Here is a 26063-nt window from a genome sequence, read left to right as displayed (position 1 = left end):
CGCTTTCCACACCCATTCAAATGGGCTCTTTCATCGCCATCTGGCCATGAAAAAACGCCACCCGGAGGTGGCGTTTTTTTGCGAGCCGGTCGATCGATTACTTGATCATGCCTTTGCTCTTCAGCAGCTCGAACATGGTCTTGCCGATTTCGGCCGGGCTGCGGGTGTAGGCGATGCCGGCGCGCTCGAATGCCTTGAACTTCTCTTCGGCCGTGCCCTTGCCGCCGGAGATGATGGCGCCCGCGTGGCCCATGCGCTTGCCCTTGGGCGCGGTCACGCCGGCGATGTAGCCGACCACCGGCTTGGTGACGTAGCTCTTGGCGAACTCGGCCGCTTCTTCCTCGGCGGTGCCGCCGATTTCGCCGATCATCACAATGGCGTCGGTATCCGGATCATCCTGGAACAGCTTCAGTGCATCGATGTGGCTGGTGCCGGGGATCGGATCGCCGCCGATGCCGATGCAGGTCGATTGACCCAGGCCCAGCGCGGTGGTCTGCGCCACGGCTTCATAGGTCAGCGTGCCGGAGCGCGAGACGATGCCGATACGGCCCGGATTGTGGATGTGCCACGGCATGATGCCGATCTTGCACTCGCCCGGCGTGATCACGCCAGGGCAGTTCGGGCCGATCAGGCGGATGCCGGCTTCGTCCACGGCCTTCTTCACGTACAGCATATCGAGGGTCGGCACGCCTTCGGTAATGCAGACGATCAGCTTCACACCCGAATCGATGGCTTCCAGGATCGAATCCTTGGCGAAGGCCGCCGGTACGTAGATCACCGAGGCATCGGCCTGGGTCTGACGCACCGCATCCTTCATGGTGTTGAACACCGGCAGGCCCAGGTGCTCGCTGCCGCCCTTGCCCGGGGTCACACCACCGACCACCTTGGTACCGACCTTCAACGCCTGTTCGGCGTGGAAGGTGCCGTTCTTGCCGGTGAAACCCTGCACCAGCACTTTCGTGTCTTTGTTGACGAGAACGCTCATTTCGAAATCCTTTTACGCGTGCAGGTATTAGAGGGCGGCAACGGCGGCAACGATCTTCTCGGCCGCATCGTTCAGGCCCTGGGCCGAGGTCAGCTTGAGGCCGGATTCGTCGAGGATCTTGGCGCCGAGCTCGGCGTTGTTGCCCTCCAGACGCACCACCACCGGCACGGTCACGTTCACCTCCTTCACTGCGGCGATGATGGCCTCGGCGATCATGTCGCAGCGGACGATGCCACCGAAGATGTTGATCAGCACGCCCTTGACCGAGGTATCGGCCAGGATCAGCTTGAACGCCTCGATCACGCGCTCCTTGGTGGCGCCGCCGCCCACGTCCAGGAAGTTGGCCGGCTGGCCGCCCTTGAGCTTGATGATGTCCATGGTGGCCATGGCCAGGCCGGCGCCGTTCACCATGCAGCCGATGTTGCCTTCCAGTGCCACGTAGTTGAGGTCGAACTCGGAGGCCTTCACCTCGCGCTCGTTCTCCTGGCTCTTGTCGCGTTGCGCGAGCAGTTCCGGATGACGATAGAGCGCGTTGGAGTCGAGGTTGATCTTGCCGTCGACGCAAGCGAGCTGACCGTTTTCACGCAGCGCCAGCGGGTTCACTTCGAACAGGGCGAAGTCGTTCTCGACGAAGGCCTTGTAGGCACCCAGCATCAGCTTGGAGAACGCGGCGATCTGCTCGCCAGCGAGGCCCAGCGCGAACGCGGCATCGCGACTCTGGAACGGCTGCATGCCGACCAGCGGATCGACTTCGATCTTGATGATCTTTTCCGGGGTTTCCTCGGCCACCTTCTCGATCTCGACGCCGCCTTCAGTCGACACCATGAACACCACGCGCTGCGAGCCGCGATCGACCACGGCGCCCAGGTAAAGCTCGCGCTGTACCGGGTACATGTCTTCACACACCAGCACCGAGTGCACCGGCTGACCGGCTGCATCGGTCTGGTAGGTCACCAGGTTGGTGCCAATCAGCGTCTTGGCGACTTCGGCGGCTTCCTCGCGGCTCTTCACCACCTTGACGCCACCGGCCTTGCCACGGCCACCGGCGTGTACCTGGGCCTTGACGACAGCGAACTTGCCGCCGAGTTGATCGTAGGCCGCAGCCGCTTCTTCGGCCGAGGTGGCCAGGATGCCCTTCTGGACCGGCAGGCCGTATTTGGCCAGCAGTTCCTTGGCTTGGTATTCATGCAAGTTCATCTTCGTTCCCTATGAGAGAAGTGGTAACAGGGAAGGGAGAAGGGAGAAGGAGAAGGGTCGCACTGCGGCTGACCCTTCCCTCTTCGCCCTTCCCTCTTCTCGGGGATTTAGCTGTGCAGGCCGCGCTTGTCGACGCCGAGGGCCGCTTCGTGCATGGCTTCGGACAGCGACGGGTGGGCGTGGACGATGCGGGCGATGTCTTCCGAGCTGGCGTTGAACTCCATCGCCACCACGGCTTCGGTGATCAGCTCCGAGGCATACGGGCCGATGATGTGCACGCCGAGGATACGGTCGGTCTTGGCATCGGCCAGCATCTTGACGAAGCCTGCCGTTTCGCCCAGGCCCAGCGCGCGACCGTTCGGGCTGAATGGGAACTGGCCCTTGCGGTATTCCACGCCTTCCTGCTTCAGCTGCTGCTCGGTCTTGCCGACCCAGGCCATCTCTGGGCTGGTGTAGATCACCCATGGCACGGTGTTGAAATCGATATGCGGATGCTGGCCGGCCAGGCGCTCGGCCACGGCCACGCCTTCCTCCGATGCCTTGTGCGCCAGCATCGGGCCGCGCACCACATCGCCGATCGCCCACAGGTTGGGCAGGCTGGTGCGGCACTCGTCATCGACCACGACGAAGCCACGCTCGTCGAGCGGCAGCTTCACGGCATCGGCGGCGAGGTTCCAGGTATTGGGCACGCGGCCAATGGCGACGATCAGCTTGTCGAAGGTCTCGCTGTGCGCCTTGCCATCGCTGTCGGCGTAGCTGACCTTGACGTTGTTCTTGCCCGGCTTCACTTCGGCGATCTTCACCGAGGTGCTGATCTTGAGGCCCAGGTCCTTGGTGAAGATCTTCTGCGCTTCCTTGGCCACCGCCTCGTCGGCCGCGAGCAGGAAGCCCGGTGCCGCTTCGAGGATGGTGACATCGGCACCGAGTCGCTTCCACACCGAGCCCATTTCCAGGCCGATCACGCCGGCGCCGATCACGCCGAGCTTCTTCGGCACTTCAGGGATCGCCAGCGCACCCTCGTTGTCGAGGACCAGCTTGTTGTCGGTCGGGGTGCCCGGCAGCTGGCGCGGCACCGAGCCGGTGGCAATGATCACGTGGGTGGCGGTCACCGTCTCGGTCGCTTCACCGGCGACTTCGATCTGCCATGCGCCATCCTTGTGTGCCAGCAGCTTGCCGTGGCCGAACAGCGCCGCCACCTTGTTCTTCTTCAGGAGGTAGGCCACGCCCTGGGTCAGCTTGGCAACGATGCCGTCCTTGCGCTCCAGCATCTTCTTCACGTCGAAACTGGCACCGGTCACCGAGATGCCGTGCGCTTCGAACTTGTGCTCGATGCGCTCCCAGTTCTCGGACGACTCCAGCAGCGCCTTGGACGGGATGCAGCCGACGTTGAGGCAGGTACCACCGAGGCTCTGCTTGCCTTCCTTGTTCTTGAATTCGTCGATGCAGGCAGTCTTGAAACCCAGCTGCGCGGCGCGGATGGCGGCCACGTAGCCGCCAGGACCACCACCGATGACGACGACGTCGAATTGTTGGGACATGGTTGGAACCCTGTGATTAGGGAAAGGCGCAGCCGTGATGCCGCCCCCTTCCGGGATTTGATCAGCGGGCGATCCGGCCGGGCGCGTTCGATCGCACACCGGCCGCCGCCCCGCGCGGCATCAGAGGTCCAGCAGCAGGCGCGCCGGGTCCTCGATCGCCTCCTTGATCGCCACCAGGCTCAGCACCGCCTCGCGGCCATCGATGATGCGGTGGTCATACGACTGCGCCAGGTACATCATCGGTCGTACCACGATTTCGCCGTTCTCGACCACGGCACGCTCCTTGGTGGCGTGCATGCCAAGGATGGCCGATTGCGGCGGGTTGATGATGGGGGTGGACATCATCGAGCCGAAGGTGCCGCCGTTGGAGATGGTGTAGGTGCCACCGGTGAGCTCTTCGACCGTCAGCTTGCCTTCCTGGGCACGCTTGCCGAAATCGGCGATGGTCTTCTCGATGTCGGCGAGGCTCAGCTGGTCCGCATTGCGGATGATGGGCACCACCAGACCGCGCGGCGAGCCGACGGCCACGCCGATGTCGAAGTAGCCGTGGTAGACGATGTCGTTGCCATCGACCGAGGCGTTCACGATCGGGTACTTCTTCAGCGCGGCAACCACAGCCTTGACGAAGAAACCCATGAAGCCGAGCTTCACGCCGTGTTCCTTCTCGAACTTGTCCTTGTACTTGTTGCGCAGGTCCATCACCGGCTTCATGTTCACTTCATTGAAGGTGGTGAGGATGGCGTTGGTCTGTTGCGATTGCAGCAGGCGCTCGGCCACGCGCTGGCGCAGGCGGCTCATCGGCACGCGCTGTTCCGGGCGATCGCCCTGCGCAACGGCCAGCGGTGCAGCAGCCGGCGCCGGCGCAGCGGCAGCAGGCTTGCTGCCGCCGGCAATGGCGTTCTGCACGTCTTCCTTCAGCACGCGGCCACCACGGCCCGAGCCTTCCACCTTGGCGAGGTCGACGCTGTTGTCGGCGGCCAGCTTCTTGGCGGCCGGCATCACGGCGGTGCCGAAGCCAACGGCATTGGGATCGACACCGGCAGCGCTCGCGGCAGCCTCGACCCGCTTCGTTTCCTGGGCCGGCGTAGGGGCGGCCGGCGCCGGGGCAGCGGCACCAGCCGCAGCCTCGGTATCGATGGTGGCGATCACTTCGTTGCTGGTCACGGTGTCGCCATCCTTGCGAACGATGGACACCAGCACGCCGGCCTGCGGCGCCGGGATTTCGAGCACGACCTTGTCGGTCTCGATGTCGATCAGGTTTTCGTCACGGGCAACCGCCTCGCCTTCCTTCTTCTTCCACTGCAGCAGCGTTGCTTCCGATACCGATTCCGGCAGCTGCGGGACCTTGATTTCTACGATCATCTTTCAAATCTCCAAATGGCTCTTGCTGGCAACAAGACGCGGCGACCGGTGTCGCTGCGTTGGATTACAGCGTCATGGCCTCATCGAGGAAGGCCTTGAGCTGGGCGGTGTGCTTGCTCATGTAACCGACCGCCGGCGAAGCCGACGACTGACGACCGGCGTACAGCAGGTCCTGCTTCGGATTCATCACGCCCTCGAGGCGATGACGGATCTGGTTCCAGGCCCCCTGGTTGCGCGGCTCTTCCTGCACCCACATCACTTCACGGGCGTTCGGGAACTTGGCGAGTTCGGCCTGCAGCTCCTCGGTAGGGAACGGATAGAGCTGCTCGATGCGCACCACGGCGATGTCCTTGACCTCGCGTTCCTTGCGGGCGCCGTCGAGGTCGTAGTAGACCTGGCCGGCGCAGACCACCACGCGCTTGACCTTCTTGGCATCGAGCGGGTTCGGATCGGAGATCACGTTGCGGAATTCGCCGCTGGTGAGCTGCTCGACCGGGCTTGCCGCGGTTTTGGCCTTCAACAGGCGCTTGCTCATGATGATGACGAGCGGCTTGCGAACCGGGCGCAGCATCTGGCGGCGCAGCACGTGGAACATCTGCGCGGCCTCGGTCGGTTGCACCACCTGGATGTTGTGCTCGGCACACAGCTGCAGATAGCGCTCGACGCGGGCGGAGCTGTGCTCGGGGCCTTGGCCGTCGTAGCCGTGCGGCAGCATCATGGTCAGGCCGCACAGCCGGCCCCACTTGGTTTCGCCCGAAGTGATGAACTGGTCGATCACCACCTGCGCGCCGTTGGCGAAGTCGCCGAACTGCGCTTCCCAGATGGTGAGCTCTTCCGGCGCCGATGAGGCGTAGCCATATTCGAAGGCCAGCACCGCTTCCTCGTTGAGGATGGAGTCGATGACGAGGAAGTGCGCTTGGTTGTCCGACAGGTGCTGCAGCGGGGTGTAGATGCCCTCGTCCCAGCGCTCGCGGTTCTGGTCGTGCAACACGGCATGGCGGTGGTTGAAAGTGCCACGGCCCGAGTCCTCACCGGAGATGCGCACGGCAAAGCCTTCGGTCAACAGCGTGGCATAGGCCAGGTGCTCGGCCATGCCGAAATCGATACCGGCATTGCCCGCGGCCATTTCACGCCGTTCGTTGATGATCTTCTCGACCGTGTTCCGCAGCTTGAAGCCTTCGGGCACGCTGGTGAACTTCTCGGTCAGGCGCACGAGGTCGGCCTGCGGCACGGCAGTCGCCACCGGCGTGCGCCAGTGGTTGCCCATGTACTTGGAGAAGTCGATTGCAAAGTTGCGCTTGTAGTCGGTGAGCGAGGTCTGCTCGACGTGCTCGCCGCGATCGAGTGCTTCGCGGTAGGCCTGGATCAGGCCATCGGCTTCCTCGGCGCTGACCACGCCTTCAGCGATCAGGCGGTCGGCGTACTTCTTGCGCACGCCTGGATGTGCCGCGATCTTGCGGTACATCATCGGCTGGGTGACGTAGGGATCGTCCGCCTCGTTGTGCCCGTGCTTGCGGAAACAGACGATGTCGATCACCACGTCCTTGTGGAACTGCTTGCGGTAGGCCAGCGCGGCCTCGACCACGAACACCACCGCTTCCGGGTTGTCACCGTTCACGTGGAAGATCGGCGCCTCGATCATCTTGGCGATGTCGGTACAGTACAGCGTCGAGCGGTTGTCGCGGATGTCCGAGGTGGTGAAGCCCACCTGGTTGTTGATCACGATGTGCACCGTGCCGCCGGTACCGTAGCCACGGGTCTGCGACAGGTTGAAGGTACCCTGGTTGGTACCGAGGCCGATGAAGGCGGAATCGCCGTGCACCAGCACCGGCAGCACCTGCTCGCCATTTTTGTCGCCACGGCGTTGCTGGCGTGCGCGCACCGAGCCTTCGACCACCGGGTTGACGATCTCGAGGTGGGACGGGTTGAACGCCAGCGACAGGTGGATCGGGCCACCCGGCGTCGGGATGTCGGCGGAGAAACCGTTGTGGTACTTCACGTCGCCCGAGGGCAGATCGGTGGTCGGACGGCCTTCGAACTCGCTGAACAGTTCACGCGGCAGCTTGCCCAGCGTATTGACCAGCACGTTCAGGCGGCCACGGTGGGCCATGCCGATCACCATTTCCTGCACGCCGTCACGACCGGCGCCCTGCACCAGCTGGTCCATCGCGGCAATGAAGCTTTCGCCGCCTTCCAGCGAGAAGCGTTTCTGGCCGACGTACTTGCGGTGCAGGTACTGCTCCATGGTCTCGGCCGCAGTCACCTGCTTGAGGATGCGCTTCTTCTGCTCGGCACCGAAATTGGGCAGCGACAGGCTGCTCTCGAAATAACCCTGCACCCACATCCGCTCGGCGGTGTTGGTCATGTGCATCGATTCGACACCGACATGGCCGCTGTAGACCTGGCGCAGGCGCGAAACGATGTCGGACAGCGGCGCGTTTTCCGGTCCGGCAAGGTTGCCGCAGTTGAACTGGACCGCCATGTCGGCGCTGGAGAGGTCGTAATAGCCGGCGTCGAGCTCCGGCACTGGCGCCACGTCCATGCGCTTGAGCGGATCGAGATCGGCCGCGCGGCTGCCCAGCAGACGGTAGGCATTGATCAGGCGCAGCACCGCCACCTGCTTGCGGCTGGCTTCGCGCTCGGCCGCGAGGTCGCGTACGGCGGCAAGGCGTGGCTGGCGCGCGAGACGCACGAACGATTCCTCGATCGGCCCGCGCGCGATGTCGCGCTCGTTGCCACCGTCGGTCTGTTGCAACCGATCGAAGTATTCACGCCACTTGGGGTCGATGGCGGCTGGGTCGGCGAGATACTGTTCGTACAGTTCCTCGACGAATGGCGCATTCCCACCAAACAGATGGGAATTGAGTTCCAGTTCTTTCATCATGATGCGGGACTTTCCTTGAGCCGGCGTACCGGCTGCAAACCTGTCTTTGAGCAAACCCTGGGTATCGCTGCGCCGCCGTGCTTGGCAGCGGCGCTATTGTGTTGACTGCCGGCTTAGCGTTTGTCGACCGCTACGTAGTCGCGACGGGTCGAGCCGGTGTAAAGCTGGCGCGGACGGCCGATCTTCATGCCCGGATCGGAGATCATCTCGTTCCAGTGGCTGATCCAGCCCACCGTGCGGGCCAGCGCGAAGATCACGGTGAACATCGATACCGGGATGCCCAGCGCGGTCAATACGATGCCCGAGTAGAAGTCGACGTTCGGATACAGCTTGCGCTCGATGAAGTACGGATCGCTCAGCGCGATTTCCTCGAGCTTCATCGCCAGCTGGAATTGCGGATCGTCACGCAGGCCGAGCTCATTCAGCACCTCGTCGCAGGTCTGCTTCATGATCTTGGCGCGCGGATCGAAGTTCTTGTACACGCGGTGACCGAAGCCCATCAGCTTGTGGGTCTTGGCCTTCACGCCTTCCATGAAGGCCGGCACGTTGTCGACCGAACCGATCTCGTCGAGCATCTTCAGCACGGCTTCGTTGGCGCCGCCGTGCGACGGGCCCCACAGGCAGGCGATGCCGGCGGCGATGCAGGCAAACGGATTGGCACCGGACGAACCGGCCAGACGCACGGTCGAGGTCGAGGCGTTCTGCTCGTGATCGGCGTGCAGCGTGAAGATGCGGTCGAGCGCGCGCACCAGCACCGGGTTCGGCGTGAATTCCTCGCACGGGGTGGCGAACATCATGTGCAGGAAGTTGGCGGTGTAGCCGAGGTCGTTCTTCGGATAGTTGAACGGCAGGCCCTGGTTGTAGCGGTAGCACATGGCGGCGATCGTCGGGATCTTGGAGATCAGGCGATAGATCGCGACCTTGCGGTGCTCCGGATCATTGATGTCGAGGCTGTCCTGGTAGAACGCGGAGAGCGCGCCGGTGACACCGACCATCATGGCCATCGGGTGGGCATCACGGCGGAAGCCGTTGAAGAAGCGGGTCAGCTGGTCGTGGACCATGGTGTGCTTCATCACGGTTTGCTCGAACTCGGCCTTCTGCGCGGCGTTCGGCAGTTCGCCGTATACCAGCAGGTAACACACTTCGAGGTAGTCGCTGTGCTCGGCGAGCTGCTCGATCGGGTAGCCGCGATAGTAGAGCTGGCCTTCGTCGCCATCGATGAAAGTGATCTTCGACTCGCACGACGAGGTCGCCAGGAAGCCCGGATCGAAGGTGAACATGCCCGTCTTGGAGAAGGCGCGGATGTCGACCACGGACGGGCCGAGCGTACCTGGCAGAACCGGCAGCTCGATGGTCTGGTCGCCGTTGTAGGTCAGAGTCACTTTGTTTGCCATCTGATGGGGCTCCTGGGTAGTAACCTCGGCCGTAGCCGACTTTATCGTTGTGCGGCGCGGATGCGCGCGATGATTGGCCAAAGCCGTGGGGTCGGGCACTCGGACCGGCCGTTCAGGTAATCGAGCAGGTCGTTGTCCGGGGATTGCAGCAGCTCGCGGTAATCGACGAGCTCGGCATCGTTCAACTGCGGCAGCACGTCGGCAACGAAGCGCTCCAGCTGCAGATCGAGCTCCAGCAGCCCGCGGCGCGAGCGCCAGACGATGCGCTTGAGTTCGACTTCATCCACAGTGTCACTGCCTTCGCGCACCAAGGCGCCATTATTGCAAAGCGGCCCCGCGAACGGGGCCGGGCCGCCATCAGGCGACGCGCTTGACCATCAGGTCCTTGATCTTGCCGATCGCCTTGGTCGGATTGAGCTCCTTGGGGCAGACGTCGACGCAGTTCATGATGGTGTGGCAACGGAACAGCCGGTACGGATCTTCCAGGTTGTCCAGACGCTCGTTGGTCGCGGTGTCGCGCGTGTCGGCAATGAAGCGGTACGCCGCCAACAGGCCGGCCGGGCCGACGAACTTGTCCGGGTTCCACCAGAAAGACGGACAGGACGTGGAGCAGCACGCACACAGGATGCACTCGTAGAGACCGTCGAGCTCCTTGCGGTCTTCCTGGCTCTGCAGTCGCTCGCGGTCCGGCGCCGGCGTGTCGTTCTGCAGATAGGGCTTGATCGAGTGGTACTGCTTGAAGAACTGCGTCATGTCGACGATCAGATCACGCACCACCGGCAGACCCGGCAGCGGGCGGATCTGGATCGGCTGCTTCAGGTCGTCCACATCGGTGATGCAGGCAAGACCGTTGCGGCCGTTGATGTTCATTGCGTCCGAGCCGCACACGCCTTCGCGGCAGGAGCGGCGGAACGAGATGGTATCGTCGACCACCTTGAGCTTGACAAGGGCGTCGAGCAGCTTGTGCTCGGTGGCGTCGAGCTCGACGGTGTAGTCCTTCATGTACGGCTTCGCGTCCTTTTCCGGATCAAAGCGATAGATGCTGAAACGTACGGTACGGGTAGTCATGGAATGCATTCCCCTCAGTAGGAGCGGGTCTTCAGGGCGATGGGTTCGACCGACAGCGGCGTCATGGTCACCGGCTTGTAGCTCAACTCGTTGCCAGCGCGCAGCCACAGCGTGTGCTTGAGCCAGTTGGCGTCGTCACGGCCGTTCGGGTTCTCCGCCGTATCGGGCGCGTCGTCGCGCACATGGGCGCCGCGCGATTCGGTACGGGCGTTGGCCGAAATCATCGTCGCCTTGGCCACTTCGATCAGGTTTTCGACTTCCAGCGCTTCGAGGCGGGCGGTATTGAAGGTCTTGGATTTGTCGGCGATGACCATGTTCTGCACCATCTTCTCGACGTCCAGGATCTTGGCCACGCCCTCAGAGAGCATGTCCTTGAAGCGGAACACGCCGCAATGCTTCTGCATGGTGGCCTGCATCGCGCTGCGCGCGTCGTTCACTTCCACGCCGCCGGTGCGAGTGTTCAGCGCCTCGACGCGGGCCAGCGAGCGCTCGACATCGTCCATTGCCAGCACCGGCAGATCCTTGGGTGCGGACTTGATGTAGTCGATCATCGAGTTGCCGGAGCTCTTGCCGAATACCAGCAGGTCGAGCAATGAATTGGTGCCGAGGCGGTTGGCGCCGTGCACCGAGGCGCAGGCCACCTCACCGGCGGCGTAGAAACCCTGCACCACCTGGCCGTCGACCACGACTTCGCCGCGGTAGTTGGTGGGGATGCCCCCCATCTGGTAGTGGCAGGTCGGCACCACCGGGATCGGCGCCTTGATCGGATCGACACCGGCGAACTTGATCGAAATCTCGCGAATGCCCGGCAGCTTGGACTTGATGACTTCCGGGTCCAGGTGGGTGATGTCGAGCAACACGTGATCCTTGTTCGGACCACAACCACGACCTTCGTTGATCTCGGTAACCATGGCGCGCGACACCACGTCACGGCTGGCCAGGTCCTTGGCGTTGGGCGCATAGCGCTCCATGAAGCGTTCGCCGCTGTCGTTGCGCAGGATGCCACCTTCGCCACGCACGCCCTCGGTGATCAGCACACCGGCACCGGCCACGCCAGTGGGGTGGAACTGCCAGAACTCCATGTCTTCGAGCGGGATACCGGCGCGCGCCGCCATGCCGAGGCCATCGCCAGTATTGATGAAAGCATTGGTGCTGGACGCGAAGATACGACCGGCACCTCCGGTGGCGAACAACGTGGCCTTGGCCTGGAACACGTAGATCTCCGACGTTTCCATTTCCATCGCCACCACACCTTGCACGTTGCCTTCGGCATCGCGCACCAGATCCAGCGCCATCCATTCGACGAAGAACTGCGTGTTGGCGCGCACATTGCGCTGGTACAGCGCGTGCAGCATGGCGTGGCCGGTACGGTCGGCAGCCGCACAGGCGCGGCGTACCGGCTTCTCGCCGAAATTGCTCATGTGGCCGCCGAACGGGCGCTGATAGATGGAGCCATCGGCATTGCGGTCGAACGGCATGCCGAAGTGCTCGAGCTCGACCACGACGTTCGGCGCCTCGCGGCACATGAACTCGATTGCATCCTGGTCGCCCAGCCAATCCGACCCCTTCACGGTGTCGTACATATGCCAGTGCCAGTGATCCGGTTCGGAATTGCCGAGCGAGGCGGATACGCCGCCCTGCGCTGCCACGGTGTGCGAACGAGTGGGGAATACCTTGGACAGCACCGCCGTCTTGAGACCGGCTTCGGAGAGTTGCAGCGCGGCACGCAAACCCGCACCGCCCGCACCGACGATGACCGCATCGAATTTACGAACAGGAACGGACATCAGGCACCCCACACAACGTGAATCGAGTAGATGAAGCTGGCAACCAGCCACAGGATGGTCAGCACATGCAGCGTGAGGCGGATGCCAACCGGCTGCACATAATCCATCCAGATGTCGCGCACGCCGACCCAGGCATGCCACAGCAGCGCCACCACGGTGACCGTGGTGAGCACCTTGACCCAGAGACAGGCGAACAGCGCCTGCCAGGCCGCGTAGCTGGCGCCATTGGCGAGCAGCAGGAAGGCGACGATACCGAGCGCATAGACCAGCATGATGACGGCGGTGACGCGCTGCACCAGCCAATCGCGCAGACCATAATGCGCGCCGACGACTTGACGATTTACCATGCGATCACCCCGATGACTGCGGTCAGAATCAGGCTCACGGCCATCACGATCTTGGCGGTCAGCCGCGCTGTCGGCAGATCGACGCCCTTGTGGATATCCATGAACAGGAAGCGGATGCCGGCACAGGCGTGGTGCAGGAAGGCCCACAGCACCAGCAGCAGCGCCAGCTTGATCAGCGGGTGCGAAATACAGGACTTGAAGGCGTCGAAGCGTTCGGCGGACGACAGCGTGCCGGCCAGCGCAAACAAGACGAAGGGAATGGCCAGCGACATCAGGGCACCGCTGATCCGGTGCAACCCGGACACGATCGCCGGCAGCGGAAACTTGATGTTCCACAGCTCGAGGTGCTTGGGGCGTTTTTTGCTCATACGCGCTTTCCTCTCAACCAAAATCCGTATCGTTGCGCCGGTGTACCGGCCTTTCCTTGCGCCACGTCAGCCTGCCGCCGATGTAGCACGAACCAGTGTCCAACAATCTTGCTGCACTGCGGTACTGCGCCCTTCCCCTACGCCGCCGTCGCCGCTGGCGGCAGGAACGCCACCTCTTCGGTGCGCAACCAGGCCGAGCACCACATCTGCGGCTTGCCATCGATGTCGCGGGCCAGCCGCACCAGCTGCAACAGCGGCTCGTTGAGCTCCACCATCATCAGCCGTGCCTCGTTGCTGCTGGCGCGTACCGCGCGCAAGCGCAGATCGCCTTCTTTCAGCCGGATGCCGAAGTCCTGCCAGCATACGGCGCGCAAATTGCATTTCAGCTCGCGGATGCGCCGAACATCGAGGTTCGGGAACTGTGCCTCCGGCAAGAACATCTCTTCCAATCCCACCACCCGGCCGTGCAGGCGGATCAGCCGCCGCACCTGCCACAGCGCTGCGCCGCGGCGCAGCCCCAGCATCTCGGCCAGCGTCTCGCCGGCATGAATCTTCACGCAACCCAGCAGCTCGAAACTCGGCGCCGTTGCGCCCTCGCCGGTCAGCGCCGCGAAACGAGCGCTCGCCAAGTAATCGTCGACCCCGGTCACGAAGGTGCCCACCCCCTGGCGCCGCTGCAGCACCCCGTCGGCGACAAGCGCATCGAGCGCCTTGCGCACCGTGCCCTGGCTCACCCCAAAGCGCAGCCCCAGATCGATTTCGCTGGGCAAGGCCTCGTCCTCGCGCCACGCCCCGGACTGGATCTCGGAAAGCACTTCGCGCATCACCTGACGATAGAGCGGTAGCTGGGAGAGTTTGGCCATTGCGGCGCATTAAATCATGTTGTCGTACACCAGTCCACTACACTCTTATATAAGACACAAGAGAATGCTGATTTAATCGACCGAAGGGCGCTGCAGGCCGCACAGACGTTGGTCACCGTGGTAGACTCTGCCCGCATTGCACCAAATCCAACACGCGCGGGCCGCACGCTGGTGCGCGCCGCCGTAGTCGTCGCAGGCGGAACAACCGCCCATTCGTTTCCCGGAGTTACCAAGATGAAGAAACCAGTTCGCGTTGCCGTCACCGGTGCAGCCGGCCAGATCGGCTACAGCCTGTTGTTCCGTATCGCTTCCGGCGCCATGCTCGGCCCGGATCAGCCGGTGATCCTGCAACTGCTGGACATCACCCCGAGCCTGCCGGCGCTGAACGGCGTCGTGATGGAACTCGATGACTGCGCCTTCCCGCTGCTGCAAGGCGTGGTGCAGACCGACGACCCGATGGTCGCCTTCAAGGATGCCGACGTCGCCCTGCTGGTCGGCGCGCGTCCGCGCGGCCCGGGCATGGAGCGCAAGGATCTGCTCGAAGCCAATGGCGCCATCTTCACCACCCAGGGCAAGGCACTCAATGCCGTGGCCAGCCGTGACGTGAAGGTGCTGGTGGTGGGCAACCCGGCCAACACCAACGCCTACATCGCGATGAAGAACGCCCCGGATCTGAACCCGGCCAACTTCACCGCCATGATGCGCCTGGATCACAACCGCGCACTGACCCAGGTCGCGCAGAAGACCGGCGTAGCCGTGACCGACGTACAGAAGATGACCATCTGGGGCAACCACAGCTCGACCCAGTACCCGGACATCTTCAACGCCGAAGTGAAGGGCCAGAACGCCGCAGCCCTGATCAACGACCAGAAGTGGCTGGAAACCGAGTTCATCCCGACCGTGCAGCAACGTGGCGCCGCCATCATCAAGGCACGCGGCCTGTCGTCCGCTGCCTCGGCTGCCAATGCTGCCATCGACCACATCCGCAACTGGGTGCTGGGCACGCCGGAAGGCGACTGGGTGACCATGGGTGTGCCGGCCAATGGCGAATACGGCATCAGCGACCTGATCTACGGCTACCCGGTGACCTGCAAGGACGGCAAGTACACCATCGTGCAAGGCCTCGCCATCAGCGAGTTCAGCCGCGCACGCATGGATGCCACCGCCAAGGAGCTCTCGGACGAGCGCGACGCGATCAAGCACCTGCTCTGACCCATCGCGCCAGCAAAAAAGCCACGGCCCGCGCCGTGGCTTTTTTCATGTCCGCGCACTGCGACCAGAGCATTCAACTGTGCGCCTGCGGCCGGTCCATTTCCTTGATCTGGCGCAAGTTCGACGCGTATCTCCGCCCATACCATGGGAGTAGAAATTTGCGGGGATTTGCACTTGGCATGGTGCTAATCTGGCGTCAACCGAAAGGGAACGCAAGTACGTCGTCATCGCGACCGCCCACCGCTCCCCGCCCCCATTCCCACAAGGAGCATCACCATGAACGCACCGGATACCCAGATCGCCCAACAGCACGCCTGGCGTGGCTTCGAAGGCGGCGAATGGCAGGACAAAGTCGCCCTCCGCGACTTCATCCAGCGCAACTACACCCCCTATACCGGTGGTGATGAATTCCTCGTCGGCGCCACCGCGCGCACCCAGGCGGTGTGGGCCAAGCTCTCCGAACTGTTGCAGCAGGAGCGGGCAGCCCCCGGTGGCGTGCTTGATGTAGCCAGCGATCGCGGCACCGGCATCAACGCCTTCGGCCCCGGCTATATCGATCAATCGCTGGAAAAGATCGTCGGCGTGCAGACCGATGCCCCGCTCAAGCGCGCAATCTTCCCCAATACCGGCCTGCGCATGGTGCAATCCTCGCTCGAGGAAATCGGCCGCACGCTCGATCCGCAGATCGAGAACATCTACCAGCACTATCGCAAGGATCACAACAGCGGCGTGTTCGATGCCTACAACCCGCTGATCCGCGCCTGCCGTTCTTCCGGCGTGATCACCGGCCTGCCCGATGCCTACGGCCGCGGCCGCATCATCGGCGACTATCGCCGCGTGGCGCTCTATGGCATCGACAAGCTGATCGAATTCAAGCAGGTGGAAAAGGCCGAAACCGATGACTTCGACTTCACCGAGGACGTGATCCGCTTGCGTGAGGAACTCTCCGAGCAGATCCGCGCACTGGCCGAGTTGAAAGACATGGCCGCGGGCTACGGCTTCGACATCGGCCGCCCGGCCGCCACCGCGCAGGAAGCCATCCAGTGGACCTACTTCGGCTATCTCGCCGCAGTGAAGGAACAGAACGGCGCCGCGATGTCGATCGGCCGGATCTCGACCTTCCTCGACATCTATATCGAGCGCGATTTCAAGGAAGGCAGGCTGACCGAGGCCGAAGCACAGGAACTGGTCGACGATCTGGTAATCAAGCTGCGCATCGTGCGCTTCCTGCGCACTGAGGAATACAACAACCTCTATTCGGGCGACCCGACCTGGGTAACCGAATCGATTGGCGGCATGGGCAAGGATGGCCGCACGCTGGTGACCAAGTCGAGCTTCCGCTTTCTCAACACGCTGTTCAACCTGGGCCCAGCGCCGGAACCGAACCTGACCGTGCTGTGGTCGGTGGACCTGCCGCGCGGCTTCAAGGACTTCTGCTCCAAGGTATCGATCGAGACCAGCTCGATCCAGTACGAATCCGATGACGCGATGCGGCCGCACTGGGGTGACGACTACGGCATCGCCTGCTGTGTGTCAGCGATGGAGATCGGCAAGCAGATGCAGTTCTTCGGCGCGCGCTGCAACCTCGCCAAGGCGTTGCTGTACGCGATCAACGGCGGCGTCGACGAAAAGAGCGGCAAGCTGGTGGTGCCGGGCTTCGAGGCGATCAAGGCTGACGTACTCGACTACGACGAGGTACTGGCCCGCTTTGACAAGATGATGGACTGGCTGGCCGCGACCTACGTCAAGGCGCTGAACGCCATCCACTACATGCACGACAAGTATTCGTACGAGCGTATCGAGATGGCGCTGCATGACCGCGACATCCTGCGCACCATGGCCTGCGGCATCGCCGGCCTGTCGGTGGCCGCCGATTCGCTGTCGGCGATCAAGTACGCCAAGGTCACCACCGTGCGCAACGAAGCAGGTGTGGCAGTCGACTTCAACATCGATGGCGACTACCCGGCCTTCGGCAACAACGATGATCGCGTCGACGAGATCGCCGTGTGGCTGACCGAATCGTTCATGAACAAGATCAAGCAACACAAGACCTACCGTAACGCCACGCCAACGCAATCGATCCTGACCATCACCTCCAACGTGGTGTATGGCAAGAAGACCGGCAACACGCCGGATGGCCGCCGCGCTGGCGAGCCATTTGCTCCGGGCGCCAACCCCATGAACGGCCGCGACAGCTCGGGCTTCGTCGCCGCCGGCGCCTCTGTCGCCAAGCTGCCGTACGAGGCAGCGCTCGATGGCATCAGCTGGACCGCCTCGGCCACGCCGGATGCACTCGGTCACACGCTGACCGACCGGGTGAACAACCTGACCAACTGCTTGGATGGCTTCTGCAACGCGACGGGGTTTCATATCAACGTGAACGTACTCAACCGCGACACGCTGCTCGACGCGATGGACCACCCGGAGAAGTACCCGCAGCTGACCATCCGCGTTTCAGGCTATGCGGTGAACTTCATCAAGCTGACCCGCGAACAGCAGATGGATGTGATTAACCGGACTTTCCACGTCCGCGCCTGAAAACAGGGCTGTGACCTGCTACGCGGAGCGCATGCGTCGTGGTGCGCTCCTCGCGTACCGCACACGTACGTTCCGGTCGCGGCGGTGCTGACGCCTCTCGCCTGCATTCCGCTCGCAACGGTCGCCGGCCTGTTTTCCCAGTCATACTTGCAACACCCAAGGGCGGCACAGACCGCCCTTTTTGCACCTGGAGAACACCATGAACAACGCTGCCAAACCGCTGGGCGAAATCCCCGATGCGGTCGTCGATGAGCAGGGGCGGCTGTGCGGCTTCGTTCATTCGGTCGAAACGGGCGCAGCGGTCGACGGGCCGGGCGTGCGCTTTGTGCTGTTCGTTTCCGGCTGCCAGTTCCGCTGCCTGTACTGCCACAACCCGGATACCTGGAAGCTGCACAACGGCAACCCGCGCCCAGTCGACGACGTGGTTGCGGAGATCGGCAAGTACGCCAGCTTTCTCAAGTTCGCTGGCGGGCTCACCATCTCCGGCGGAGAGCCATTGATGCAGGCGCACTTCGTGCGCGAAGTGTTCTACCGCGTGAAGCAGCAGTATGGCCTGCACACCGCGCTCGACACCCAGGGCTTTCTCGCCGCCCACCTGCCGGACGAATGGTTCGACCCGGTCGACCTGGTTCTGCTCGACATCAAACACATCGATCCGGCCAAGCACGAAGCATTGACCAGCAAGCCGCTGCAGCCAACGCTGGATTTTGCCGAGCGGCTGATGGCAATGAAGAAGAAGGTCTGGATCCGCTACGTGCTGGTCCCAGGCTGGACCGACGACTGGGCCGACGTGGAAAAACATGCGGACTACGTGAAATCCCTCTCGGACAAAGCGCCCGGCTGTATCGAACGGGTGGAAGTGCTGCCCTTTCACCAGATGGGCGCCAGCAAATGGCAGGCCCTGGGCCTCGACTACGCGCTTGCGGATACGCCAACGCCAACGCAAGAACTGGCCGAGCGCGTGCGCGGGCAATTCCAGGCGCGTGGCCTGTTTTGTTGCTGAACGAGAACGTAAAAAAGCGGCCCGAAGGCCGCTTTTTTACGTTCGAGCGCTTACTTCAGCGCATCGAACACTGTGGTCACAAGTTCGCCATCCGGTGTATCGCCAGTCAGTTCCCAGGCCATGATGCCGCCCAAGTTCTGCTTCTTCACGAACTCGGCCTTTTCCTTCAGTGCCTGTACGTCGTCGTAAACCCACATCTCGTCGCCGTTGAGCTTCCAGACGGCACGGGTCTTCTCGTCGCGGAACACCTTGCCTGGCATAGCCTTGATACCGGCATAACCCAGCACACCGGGCTCCAGCGGGCTCTTGGCCTTTTCCTTCACCGGCTGGCCCATGCCATTGTTGTCGGTCTTAGAGACCACCCAGCCATAGCCATAGAACGGTACGCCCAGCACCAGCTTCTGCGGCGGCACACCGCCTTCCAGATAGTTCTTCACCGTACCGGAAGCCGAGTTCTCTGCCGACGTGCCATGCAACTGCGCCAGGTGACCGGTCTTGTTCGACCACGGACCATTGAAGTCGTAGGTCATCAGGTTGATCCAGTTGAGTGGCTTGTGGATCTTGTCGAGCTCCATGTTGTCAGAAATGTTGCTCGGCGCTCCGACGGCCACGGTCAGCAGCAGGCCCGGCTTCACAGCATCGAGCTGCTTGCGGAACTCGTTCAGCATCGCGGTGTAGTTCTGCTTGTCCTCGGCGCGCACCACGTTGCCAGGCGCACCTTGGCTTGCCGGGTATTCCCAGTCGATGTCGATGCCATCGAACACGCCAGCCGCAAGACCTTCGACCAGCTTGCCGTCTTTGGTCGGCACGTTGCCCTTGATGTAGGCGTCGATGCACGACTTCACGAAGGCTTCGCGATTGGCCGGCAGCGCTGCATCGGAGAAGTACTTGGACCAGGTCCAGCCACCGAGGCTGATCACCACCTTCAGATCCGGATACTTCTTCTTCAGCTGCTTGAGCTGGTTCCAGTGGCCAAACAGGCCCTTGTCACCTTTGTCTTCCTTGCCATCGAGTGTGTGCTCAGCCGGCACCGGGTTCCAGTAGTCAAGGGCAGCACTGCCTTCGCCTTCCTTGTCGATTCCCACCGTGCACTTGTTGTTCAGCACGTTGCCGAACGCATACTGCAGCACCGTGGTCTTCTTGGCTGCGCCACTGGTATCGATGTTCTTCACCCAGTAGCCACGGCCAGCACCCCAGGATGGGAAGTAATAAACCTTCTGCATGCCCTTGGGGCCCGGCGCATCGCCAGCGCCAATTTTGGCGACAGTGGCTGCTGCTGCAGCGGCTGCGGGTTTCGCTCCGCCATCACCGACCTGGACCAACTTGATATTGTCCATGAAGATGTCTTTACCCTCGCCGTTGGACTGTACCCATTGCTCTACAGCGAGATGGAAATCAAAGCGACTCTTGAACTCGAACTCGTACTTCTCCCACTGTTTGGTGTCCTTGAGACGATTCGGGAAACCGGACGGGGCCGTCCCGGCAATCCAGTAGTCGCGACCACCTGGGAATTCCGGCGTGATACCGATCACGCCACCACAGTTGAAGCCGCATTTGCCAAGATAATCAAACGAGAGGATGTACTTGCCTTCCGGGTATTTGTCCTTGGAAAAGATGTCCCCGCCAAAAACCGGCTTGTCGAAACGCACCACCTTGTTACCGGGGCGCAGCGGATCCTCGACGATGCTGGCGTTCATCGGCACCGAACCGTCGCCATTCTGACCCACCCATTTGGCGTTCAGATCACCGCCTTCGAAATTGTCCTCGAACACCACACTGTCGGCGTGGGCAAAGGCCGCCGCGATCATCAGCGGCAGGAACAGCTTCTTCATGGTCTTCCTCCTCGACATGCCAGCCCTCAGGGCCATCTTGTTACGACAGGCAGCACTTCCACACGCGCGCTACCGGTTCCGCTTAGGTGTATAACATGACGGCCGGGCACGCGTCAGAAACGCGTGTCCGGCCGTGACTGAGGCGCAACGCCACAGGGCAAGCAGGGAAAAACGCTACTTTGCCGCCGGAATCAGCGCATCGGATATCTGCTTGACCAGCGTCTGCTTGCGATCTGCCGTGATCTCCCAGTACATGGCGCCGCCCAGTCCCTTGGCCTTGATCAACGCCAGTTTGAGCGCCAGCGCTTGCGGGTCTTCATAGCTGATGAATTCGCCGGTCTTCTCGTTGTAGAGATAAGCGACCTTGGCCACCTCGTTCCAGTGGCGCTTGAAGCCCTTCTTGTCGATCAGGCTCTTCTCGATCTCGGTGAAGTCGAGATTGCCATCCTCCCAGGAACCACGACCCTTGCCCTTGCATTCCTGATATTCGCCGTTGCGCTGCGGTGCGCAGCCTTTCCAGCTGTAGCCGTAGAGCGGTATGCCGACGACCAGTCGATCTGCCGGAACGCCCGCCTTCAGGTACGCATCGACGGTATCGACCACATTGAACGTCGGCGAGATACCGGGCTTGTCATACGCAGGATCGTGTTTGAACGGCGCAAGGTGGCCGGAAAAACTGTTCCAGGTGCCGTTGTAGTCGTAGGTCATCAAGTTGATGAAATCGAAGATCTTCCCTACCTTGTCCATCTCGGTATTACGGATGAACTTGTCGTTGCCCCAGACCGCCGTCGACAGCTCGTAGTATTTGCCATCGGCCTTGCCAGCTGCATCCAGCGCATCGCGCAAAGCCTTCGCGAGCAGCGTGTAGTTCTGCTTATCCTCAGGCCGATGCTTCATGGTATCCGGCCCACCTTCAACCGGGAATTCCCAGTCGATATCGACGCCATCCATGTTGAAGCGGCGAATGAAGGTAACGGCGCTGTCGGCAAATTTCTTGCGCGAGGCCGGGGTAAGTGCTGCATCGGAGAAATGGGTCGACCAACTCCATCCACCCACTGAAATCATGGTGCGAAGGTGGGGGTGCTTCGCCTTCAACTCACTCAACGCCTTCAGGTTGTTGGGGCCACGGGTGTCCACACCGGGGTCGCCAACCACGACCTCTCCATCCTTGATATCGGCGAAAGCAAAATTGATGTGTGTGACCTTGCGGGCGTCGATATCCGAAGGGAAATAGCGGCGAGCGTATGCGGCCCACGAAATGTAATACGCCACCACGCGATACGGCTTGGATGCCGCAGGCGTGGGCTTGGCCGGAGCCGGCTCGTCGGCAGCAACGGCCAACGGCAACAAGGCAGCAAGCAATAGGGATAACAGCAGACGCATGAACTCCTCCTTGGTGTTTTAGGCAGCCCTGCCTTGGGCTGCCCCGTCATGCTAACAACATGGTGCGCCGGCCGGTATGCCGGGATTGCGGCCTAGTCGTTGGCGCGCTGCGCCTTTTGCAACACACGCCGCTCGGCAAAGAAGGCCTTGAGCTGGGCGGCGGCCTCGTCCATCAGCAGGCCACCGACGATCTGGGCATGATGGTTGAGCCGGTGGTCGGCAAAAGGGTCGATCACGCTGCCGGCGGCGCCGGTCTTGGGATCGGGCGTGGCATAGACGATGCGGGCAAGCCGGGCATGCAACATGGCGCCGGCGCACATGATGCACGGCTCGAGCGTGACATAGAGCTCGCAGCCCGGCAGGCGATAATTGCCGAGCTTGCGTGCGGCCTGGCGCAGCGCCAGCATCTCGGCGTGTGCGCTGGGGTCGCGGCGCGCGATCGGGGCGTTGCAGCCGCGTCCGATGATCTCACCCTGGTAGACCACGACGGCGCCGACTGGTACTTCGCCCAGCCGTGCCGCCCGGGCAGCCTGGCGCAGCGCGGCACACATGAAACCAACCTCTTCTTGCGTCCAGGCCCGTGCCACATCAAGCATGGCCGAGCAGCTCGGCGGCGTGGCGGCGCGTGGTCTCGGTGATGTCGACACCGCCGAGCATACGGGCGATCTCCTCTACCCGCTCGGTGGCAGCAAGCGGAGTGACTGCACTGACGATGCCACTGTCGCCACGCGACTTGCTGACAACGAAATGATGCTGGCCGCAGGCCGCCACCTGCGGCAGGTGGGTGATGCACAGCACCTGCCGCTCGCGCCCCAACTCGGCCAGCAGGCGGCCAACGATCTCTGCCACTCGCCCGCCGATGCCGACGTCGACCTCATCGAACACCAGCGTCGGCACACCGGAGAGAGCACTGATGATCACCTGTAGCGCCAAGCTGATGCGGGAGAGTTCGCCACCCGACACAATACGCGCCATGTCACGGGCCTCGGCGTCGCCATGGGCGACCCGGAACTCGACACCTTCCAGGCCATGCGCGCTAGCTGCGCCCGGCGTCAGTGCAATCTCGAACCGGCTGTCCGCCAGCGCCAGCGGCTGCATTTCGCGAGTGACCGCTGCGGCCAGCTCGCCGGAGGCAGCAGCGCGGTGTGCACTCAGCTCGGACGCGCGATCACGATACTGTTGCGCCAACGCTTCGCTGCGCACACGCAGCCCCTGTACACCGCCCTCGCCGCCCAGCTCAGCCAGTCGAGTCTGCCAATCGGCCAGCAGCGCCGGCAGGCGCTCTGGCTCGACGCGGAATTTGCGCGCAGTGCGCCAGATCGCATCCATCCTCGCCTCGACCTCGGCAAGGCGCTCGGGATCAAGGTCCAGCCGATCGGCGTAGCGCTGCAGCGCGTGCACCGTTTCGGCAAGCTGCGCCTCGGTCGCGGCCAACAGTTCGTTGACTTCGCCCAGCGCCGGATCGACATCGGCCAGATCGAGCAGGCTGTGCCCAATACCACCAAGCCAGCTCTGCACATTCTCGTCGCTGTCGGCCAGCGTCGCCAAGGCGCTGTTGACACCAGCAATCAGGCTGGCCGCATGATGCAGGCGGGTATGTTCGGCCGAGAGGCTGGGCCATTCATCGGCATGGAAGGCCAGCGCACCGACCTCCTCCACCTGCCACTGCAACCGCTCGTACTCGGCGGCAAAGGTGGCGGCATTGCGCTCGGCGTCGGCAAGTTCAGCCTCGGCCTGCTGCCAATCACGCCACGCTTCGGCCACGCTTCGCGCCAAGGCAGTGGCGCCGGCATAGCCGTCGAGCACCGCGCGCTGCGTTTCCGGGCGCAACAACTGCTGGTGCGCGTGCTGGCCATGGATATCGACCAGCAGCTCGCCCAGCACCTTGAGCTGTGCCAGCGTTGCTGGGGCACCGTTGATGAAGGCGCGGCTCTTGCCCGCCGCATCGATGGTCCGGCGCAGCAACAGGTGGTCGGCATCATCACCGACCAGTTCGTGCTCGGTGAGCCAATCCTGCGCTGCGGCACTGGCCGCCAGATCGAATTCGGCGGCCAGCTCGGCACGCTCACTGCCGTGGCGCAGCATGCCGGCATCGGCCCGATCGCCCAGCAGCAATCCCAGCGCGTCGAGCACGATGGATTTGCCGGCGCCGGTCTCGCCGGTCAGCACAGTGAGGCCGCTGGCGACATCGAGGTTCAGTTCGTCGACGATGACGAAGTTCTTGAGCTGCAGATTGACGAGCATGATGGTCAGTGCAGGCGTGCGCCCCAGTGCAGCTTGGCGCGCAGGGTGTCGTAATAGTCGTAGCCGACCGGGTGCAGGATACGCAACGTGTTGCGGTAGCGGCGGATGCGCACGCGGTCGAGCTCGGCCAGCTCGCAGTCGGACTGGGCATCGAAGTAGACGCGCGCATCCTGGCTGCGGGTGAGCACGAATTCCACTTCGCAATCGTCGTTGACGACGATGGGGCGGTTGGACAATGACTGAGGGCAGATCGGCACCAGCGCGATCGCTGGCAGACTGGGGTGCATGATGGGGCCACCGGAAGCGAGTGCGTAGGCAGTCGAGCCGGTCGGCGTGCTGACGATGAGCCCATCCGAGCGCTGGCTGTAGACGAAGCGGCGGTCGATGAACACTTCGAACTCGATCATGGCACCGCTGGAACCGCGGTTGAATACCACGTCGTTGAACGCCAGCGCCGAGGCGATCACCTTGCCTTCGCGCTCGACCTGCGCTTCCAGCAGGATGCGCTCCTCGGGGGCAAAGGCGCCCTTGAGCATCTCGCCGATCTGCTGCTCCATCTCGCCGAGCGGCACATCGGTCATGAAGCCGAGCCGGCCCTGGTTCACGCCGATCAGCGGCGTGCGATACGGCGCCACCAGCCGTGCCACGCCCAGCATGGTGCCGTCGCCGCCGAGCACGATGACCAGATCGGCCACCTTGCCGATGTCGGCCCGGTCGACTGCATCGACGCCTTGCAGGCCGTGTTCGGCAACCGCATCGCGATCGACCAGCACGCGCGAGCCTGCCTCGGCCAGCATCCGCGCCAGGCGCTTGAGCGGCTCGGCGATGGTCGGCGTATTCTGCCGCGACACCAGCGCAATGGTCTTGAACAGGCTTTGCATGGTCGGGTTTCCAGGGGCGACGGGCGCATTTAACCATAGCCCGCGCGGCTTGGGCGAAGGCCGTGGCCCACCCTTGCTTTTGGCGTGGCTGTCCGCATGTAGACACGGTGTACCTCCCGCTCGTCACAGTGGGTGCCAAACTCCTTTAGAATCCATTGCCATGCTGAACGAACGCGCGCAAATCCTGCTTCGCACCCTGGTGGAACGCTACATCGCCGATGGACAGCCCGTCGGCTCCAAGGCGTTGTCGCACTATTCGGGGCTGGACGTCAGCTCGGCGACCATCCGCAATGTGATGGCCGATCTCGAGGAGATGGGCTTCATCGCCAGCCCGCATACGTCGGCCGGCCGGGCGCCAACGCGGCTGGGTTACCGCTTCTTCGTGGACTGCTACCTCTCGGCCAGTCCGTTCGATGCGATCAATCCCGAAGAAATCCTGCAGCATGGCCGGCTGCCGGCCGACAACCCACAGCGCACTGCGGCGGCGGCCTCACAATTGCTGTCGCAGTTGACCAACTTCGCCGGCATCGTGCTCGCGCCCAAGCGACAGGACGTGCGTTTGCGCCAAGTCGAGTTCCTCAAGTTGTCCGAACGCCGGGTGCTGCTGATCCTGGTCACCCAGGATGGCGATGTGCAGAACCGTATCCTGCATCCACAGCAGGACTACGGCGAGGCGCAGCTGCAGGAGGCGGCCAACTTCATCAATGCCCATTGCAGCGGCCGTACGCTCGGCTCGCTGCGCGGCGTGGTGGAGAGCGAGATGCACCAGCTGCGCAGTGAGCTCGTCGCGTTGCTGAATGCCGCGGTCGAACACCCGCAGCCCAGCGCCACCGAACACATCTTGGTATCCGGCGAGCACCAGCTGCTGGCCAGCGCCGAGCTGGCCTCCAACATGGGCCGGCTGCGTCAGCTGTTCGAGCTGTTCGAGCGCAAGGCCGCACTGTTGCAGTTGCTGGAAAGCGGCCATGCCGCGGATGGCATCCAGATCTATATCGGCGGCGAATCGGGCCTCGCCCCGCTCGACGACTGCTCGGTGATCACCGCGCCCTACCGCGTTGACGGCGAGGTGATGGGTACACTGGGCGTGATCGGCCCCACGCGCATGGCCTACGACCGGGTGATTCCCATCGTCGACGTCACCGCGCGGCTGCTGTCCAATACGCTGTCGTACTGATCG

At 63.0% G+C, this 26063-nt stretch carries 21 protein-coding genes; 4 read left to right on the top strand and 17 right to left on the bottom strand.

Going from position 1 to position 26063, the window contains the following annotated elements:
• Window positions 1-97: 97 nt before the first annotated feature.
• From sucD to FLM21_RS10380, 12 genes are all read right to left on the bottom strand, one after another.
• Window positions 98-985 carry a succinate--CoA ligase subunit alpha gene (gene sucD, locus FLM21_RS10435; RefSeq protein WP_148715510.1) on the bottom strand — a complete coding sequence of 296 codons (888 nt, stop codon included), beginning with the start codon at window positions 983-985 and terminating at the stop codon, window positions 98-100.
• Between the two features lie 27 nt (window positions 986-1012).
• Entirely contained in the window at window positions 1013-2182 is a 1170-nt protein-coding gene (sucC, locus tag FLM21_RS10430) for an ADP-forming succinate--CoA ligase subunit beta (protein WP_148715509.1), read from the bottom strand.
• Between the two features lie 107 nt (window positions 2183-2289).
• Window positions 2290-3720, bottom strand: a complete 1431-nt coding sequence (gene lpdA, locus FLM21_RS10425; protein ID WP_148715508.1) for a dihydrolipoyl dehydrogenase — start codon at window positions 3718-3720, stop codon at window positions 2290-2292.
• A gap of 120 nt (window positions 3721-3840) precedes the next feature.
• Window positions 3841-5082, bottom strand: a complete 1242-nt coding sequence (gene odhB / locus FLM21_RS10420) for a 2-oxoglutarate dehydrogenase complex dihydrolipoyllysine-residue succinyltransferase (RefSeq protein ID WP_148715507.1) — start codon at window positions 5080-5082, stop codon at window positions 3841-3843.
• 64 nt (window positions 5083-5146) lie between these two features.
• The gene (locus tag FLM21_RS10415; RefSeq protein WP_148715506.1) at window positions 5147-7966 is read right to left on the bottom strand and encodes a 2-oxoglutarate dehydrogenase E1 component; all 2820 of its coding nucleotides are present in this window, start codon (window positions 7964-7966) and stop codon (window positions 5147-5149) included.
• 113 nt (window positions 7967-8079) lie between these two features.
• Window positions 8080-9360: a citrate synthase gene (gene gltA, locus FLM21_RS10410; protein WP_148715505.1), complete on the bottom strand. Its 1281-nt coding sequence runs from the start codon at window positions 9358-9360 to the stop codon at window positions 8080-8082.
• Window positions 9361-9401: 41 nt separating this feature from the next.
• Window positions 9402-9647 carry an FAD assembly factor SdhE gene (locus FLM21_RS10405; protein WP_148715504.1) on the bottom strand — a complete coding sequence of 82 codons (246 nt, stop codon included), beginning with the start codon at window positions 9645-9647 and terminating at the stop codon, window positions 9402-9404.
• Between the two features lie 70 nt (window positions 9648-9717).
• Window positions 9718-10428 carry a succinate dehydrogenase iron-sulfur subunit gene (locus tag FLM21_RS10400; RefSeq protein WP_148715503.1) on the bottom strand — a complete coding sequence of 237 codons (711 nt, stop codon included), beginning with the start codon at window positions 10426-10428 and terminating at the stop codon, window positions 9718-9720.
• A 14-nt stretch (window positions 10429-10442) separates the two neighbouring features.
• Window positions 10443-12215: a succinate dehydrogenase flavoprotein subunit gene (sdhA, locus tag FLM21_RS10395; protein ID WP_148715502.1), complete on the bottom strand. Its 1773-nt coding sequence runs from the start codon at window positions 12213-12215 to the stop codon at window positions 10443-10445.
• On the bottom strand, window positions 12215-12562 hold the full coding sequence (gene sdhD / locus FLM21_RS10390) for a succinate dehydrogenase, hydrophobic membrane anchor protein (RefSeq protein WP_148715501.1): 348 nt from the start codon (window positions 12560-12562) through the stop codon (window positions 12215-12217). The genes sdhA and sdhD overlap by 1 nt, the downstream gene beginning before the upstream one ends.
• Window positions 12556-12930, bottom strand: coding sequence for a succinate dehydrogenase, cytochrome b556 subunit (gene sdhC / locus FLM21_RS10385; protein WP_148715500.1), 375 nt, complete (start codon window positions 12928-12930; stop codon window positions 12556-12558). The genes sdhD and sdhC overlap by 7 nt, the downstream gene beginning before the upstream one ends.
• 137 nt (window positions 12931-13067) lie before the next feature.
• The gene (locus FLM21_RS10380) at window positions 13068-13793 is read right to left on the bottom strand and encodes a GntR family transcriptional regulator (protein ID WP_148715499.1); all 726 of its coding nucleotides are present in this window, start codon (window positions 13791-13793) and stop codon (window positions 13068-13070) included.
• Between the two features lie 234 nt (window positions 13794-14027).
• Here FLM21_RS10380 and FLM21_RS10375 point away from each other — a divergent pair, with 234 nt between their 5' ends.
• From FLM21_RS10375 to pflA, 3 genes are all read left to right on the top strand, one after another.
• Window positions 14028-15005, top strand: a complete 978-nt coding sequence (locus FLM21_RS10375) for a malate dehydrogenase (RefSeq protein WP_148715498.1) — start codon at window positions 14028-14030, stop codon at window positions 15003-15005.
• A 276-nt stretch (window positions 15006-15281) separates the two neighbouring features.
• Window positions 15282-17543, top strand: a complete 2262-nt coding sequence (gene pflB, locus FLM21_RS10370; RefSeq protein ID WP_148715497.1) for a formate C-acetyltransferase — start codon at window positions 15282-15284, stop codon at window positions 17541-17543.
• Window positions 17544-17742: 199 nt separating this feature from the next.
• Window positions 17743-18546, top strand: coding sequence for a pyruvate formate-lyase-activating protein (gene pflA, locus FLM21_RS10365; protein ID WP_148715496.1), 804 nt, complete (start codon window positions 17743-17745; stop codon window positions 18544-18546).
• 50 nt (window positions 18547-18596) lie between these two features.
• Here the strand turns inward: pflA and FLM21_RS10360 are convergent, their stop codons facing one another.
• The 5 genes from FLM21_RS10360 to FLM21_RS10340 form a co-directional block, all read right to left on the bottom strand.
• Complete coding sequence (locus tag FLM21_RS10360) at window positions 18597-20378, bottom strand: glycoside hydrolase family 18 protein (protein WP_187360178.1); 1782 nt, start codon at window positions 20376-20378, stop codon at window positions 18597-18599.
• Between the two features lie 174 nt (window positions 20379-20552).
• A complete protein-coding gene (locus FLM21_RS10355) occupies window positions 20553-21761 on the bottom strand; it encodes a glycoside hydrolase family 18 protein (RefSeq protein ID WP_148715494.1) in 1209 nt (402 codons plus the stop codon).
• Window positions 21762-21853: 92 nt separating this feature from the next.
• A complete protein-coding gene (tadA, locus tag FLM21_RS10350) occupies window positions 21854-22312 on the bottom strand; it encodes a tRNA adenosine(34) deaminase TadA (protein ID WP_222846819.1) in 459 nt (152 codons plus the stop codon).
• A 37-nt stretch (window positions 22313-22349) separates the two neighbouring features.
• Window positions 22350-24005 (bottom strand): DNA repair protein RecN, encoded by a 1656-nt coding sequence (gene recN, locus FLM21_RS10345; RefSeq protein ID WP_148715492.1) that lies wholly within the window; start codon window positions 24003-24005, stop codon window positions 22350-22352.
• A 5-nt stretch (window positions 24006-24010) separates the two neighbouring features.
• Window positions 24011-24886, bottom strand: a complete 876-nt coding sequence (locus FLM21_RS10340) for an NAD kinase (RefSeq protein ID WP_148715491.1) — start codon at window positions 24884-24886, stop codon at window positions 24011-24013.
• 160 nt (window positions 24887-25046) lie between these two features.
• On the opposite strand from FLM21_RS10340, the gene hrcA reads away from it, so the two are divergent.
• Complete coding sequence (hrcA, locus tag FLM21_RS10335) at window positions 25047-26060, top strand: heat-inducible transcriptional repressor HrcA (RefSeq protein WP_222846818.1); 1014 nt, start codon at window positions 25047-25049, stop codon at window positions 26058-26060.
• Window positions 26061-26063: the final 3 nt, after the last annotated feature.

It is taken from the genome of Chitinolyticbacter meiyuanensis (assembly GCF_008033135.1).
Taxonomy (GTDB): Bacteria; Pseudomonadota; Gammaproteobacteria; order Burkholderiales; family Chitinibacteraceae; genus Chitinolyticbacter; species Chitinolyticbacter meiyuanensis.
The sequence above is the reverse complement of the archived record's forward strand: the minus strand, read 5'-3'. Positions and strand labels throughout refer to the sequence as shown.

Excerpts from the sequence above, each read along its gene's own strand:
- FLM21_RS10360 (WP_187360178.1), bottom strand. The coding sequence starts at position 20,378 with ATGAAGAAGCTGTTCCTGCCGCTGATGATCGCGGCGGCCTTTGCCCAC.
- hrcA (WP_222846818.1), top strand. The coding sequence starts at position 25,047 with ATGCTGAACGAACGCGCGCAAATCCTGCTTCGCACCCTGGTGGAACGC.
- FLM21_RS10400 (WP_148715503.1), bottom strand. The coding sequence starts at position 10,428 with ATGACTACCCGTACCGTACGTTTCAGCATCTATCGCTTTGATCCGGAA.
- FLM21_RS10375 (WP_148715498.1), top strand. The coding sequence starts at position 14,028 with ATGAAGAAACCAGTTCGCGTTGCCGTCACCGGTGCAGCCGGCCAGATC.
- FLM21_RS10340 (WP_148715491.1), bottom strand. The coding sequence starts at position 24,886 with ATGCAAAGCCTGTTCAAGACCATTGCGCTGGTGTCGCGGCAGAATACG.
- sdhD (WP_148715501.1), bottom strand. The coding sequence starts at position 12,562 with ATGGTAAATCGTCAAGTCGTCGGCGCGCATTATGGTCTGCGCGATTGG.
- sdhA (WP_148715502.1), bottom strand. The coding sequence starts at position 12,215 with ATGTCCGTTCCTGTTCGTAAATTCGATGCGGTCATCGTCGGTGCGGGC.
- sdhC (WP_148715500.1), bottom strand. The coding sequence starts at position 12,930 with ATGAGCAAAAAACGCCCCAAGCACCTCGAGCTGTGGAACATCAAGTTT.
- pflA (WP_148715496.1), top strand. The coding sequence starts at position 17,743 with ATGAACAACGCTGCCAAACCGCTGGGCGAAATCCCCGATGCGGTCGTC.
- tadA (WP_222846819.1), bottom strand. The coding sequence starts at position 22,312 with ATGTGTGCCGCGCTGCGCCAGGCTGCCCGGGCGGCACGGCTGGGCGAA.
- gltA (WP_148715505.1), bottom strand. The coding sequence starts at position 9,360 with ATGGCAAACAAAGTGACTCTGACCTACAACGGCGACCAGACCATCGAG.
- odhB (WP_148715507.1), bottom strand. The coding sequence starts at position 5,082 with ATGATCGTAGAAATCAAGGTCCCGCAGCTGCCGGAATCGGTATCGGAA.
- lpdA (WP_148715508.1), bottom strand. The coding sequence starts at position 3,720 with ATGTCCCAACAATTCGACGTCGTCGTCATCGGTGGTGGTCCTGGCGGC.
- FLM21_RS10355 (WP_148715494.1), bottom strand. The coding sequence starts at position 21,761 with ATGCGTCTGCTGTTATCCCTATTGCTTGCTGCCTTGTTGCCGTTGGCC.
- pflB (WP_148715497.1), top strand. The coding sequence starts at position 15,282 with ATGAACGCACCGGATACCCAGATCGCCCAACAGCACGCCTGGCGTGGC.
- sucC (WP_148715509.1), bottom strand. The coding sequence starts at position 2,182 with ATGAACTTGCATGAATACCAAGCCAAGGAACTGCTGGCCAAATACGGC.
- sucD (WP_148715510.1), bottom strand. The coding sequence starts at position 985 with ATGAGCGTTCTCGTCAACAAAGACACGAAAGTGCTGGTGCAGGGTTTC.
- recN (WP_148715492.1), bottom strand. The coding sequence starts at position 24,005 with ATGCTCGTCAATCTGCAGCTCAAGAACTTCGTCATCGTCGACGAACTG.
- FLM21_RS10380 (WP_148715499.1), bottom strand. The coding sequence starts at position 13,793 with ATGGCCAAACTCTCCCAGCTACCGCTCTATCGTCAGGTGATGCGCGAA.
- FLM21_RS10415 (WP_148715506.1), bottom strand. The coding sequence starts at position 7,966 with ATGATGAAAGAACTGGAACTCAATTCCCATCTGTTTGGTGGGAATGCG.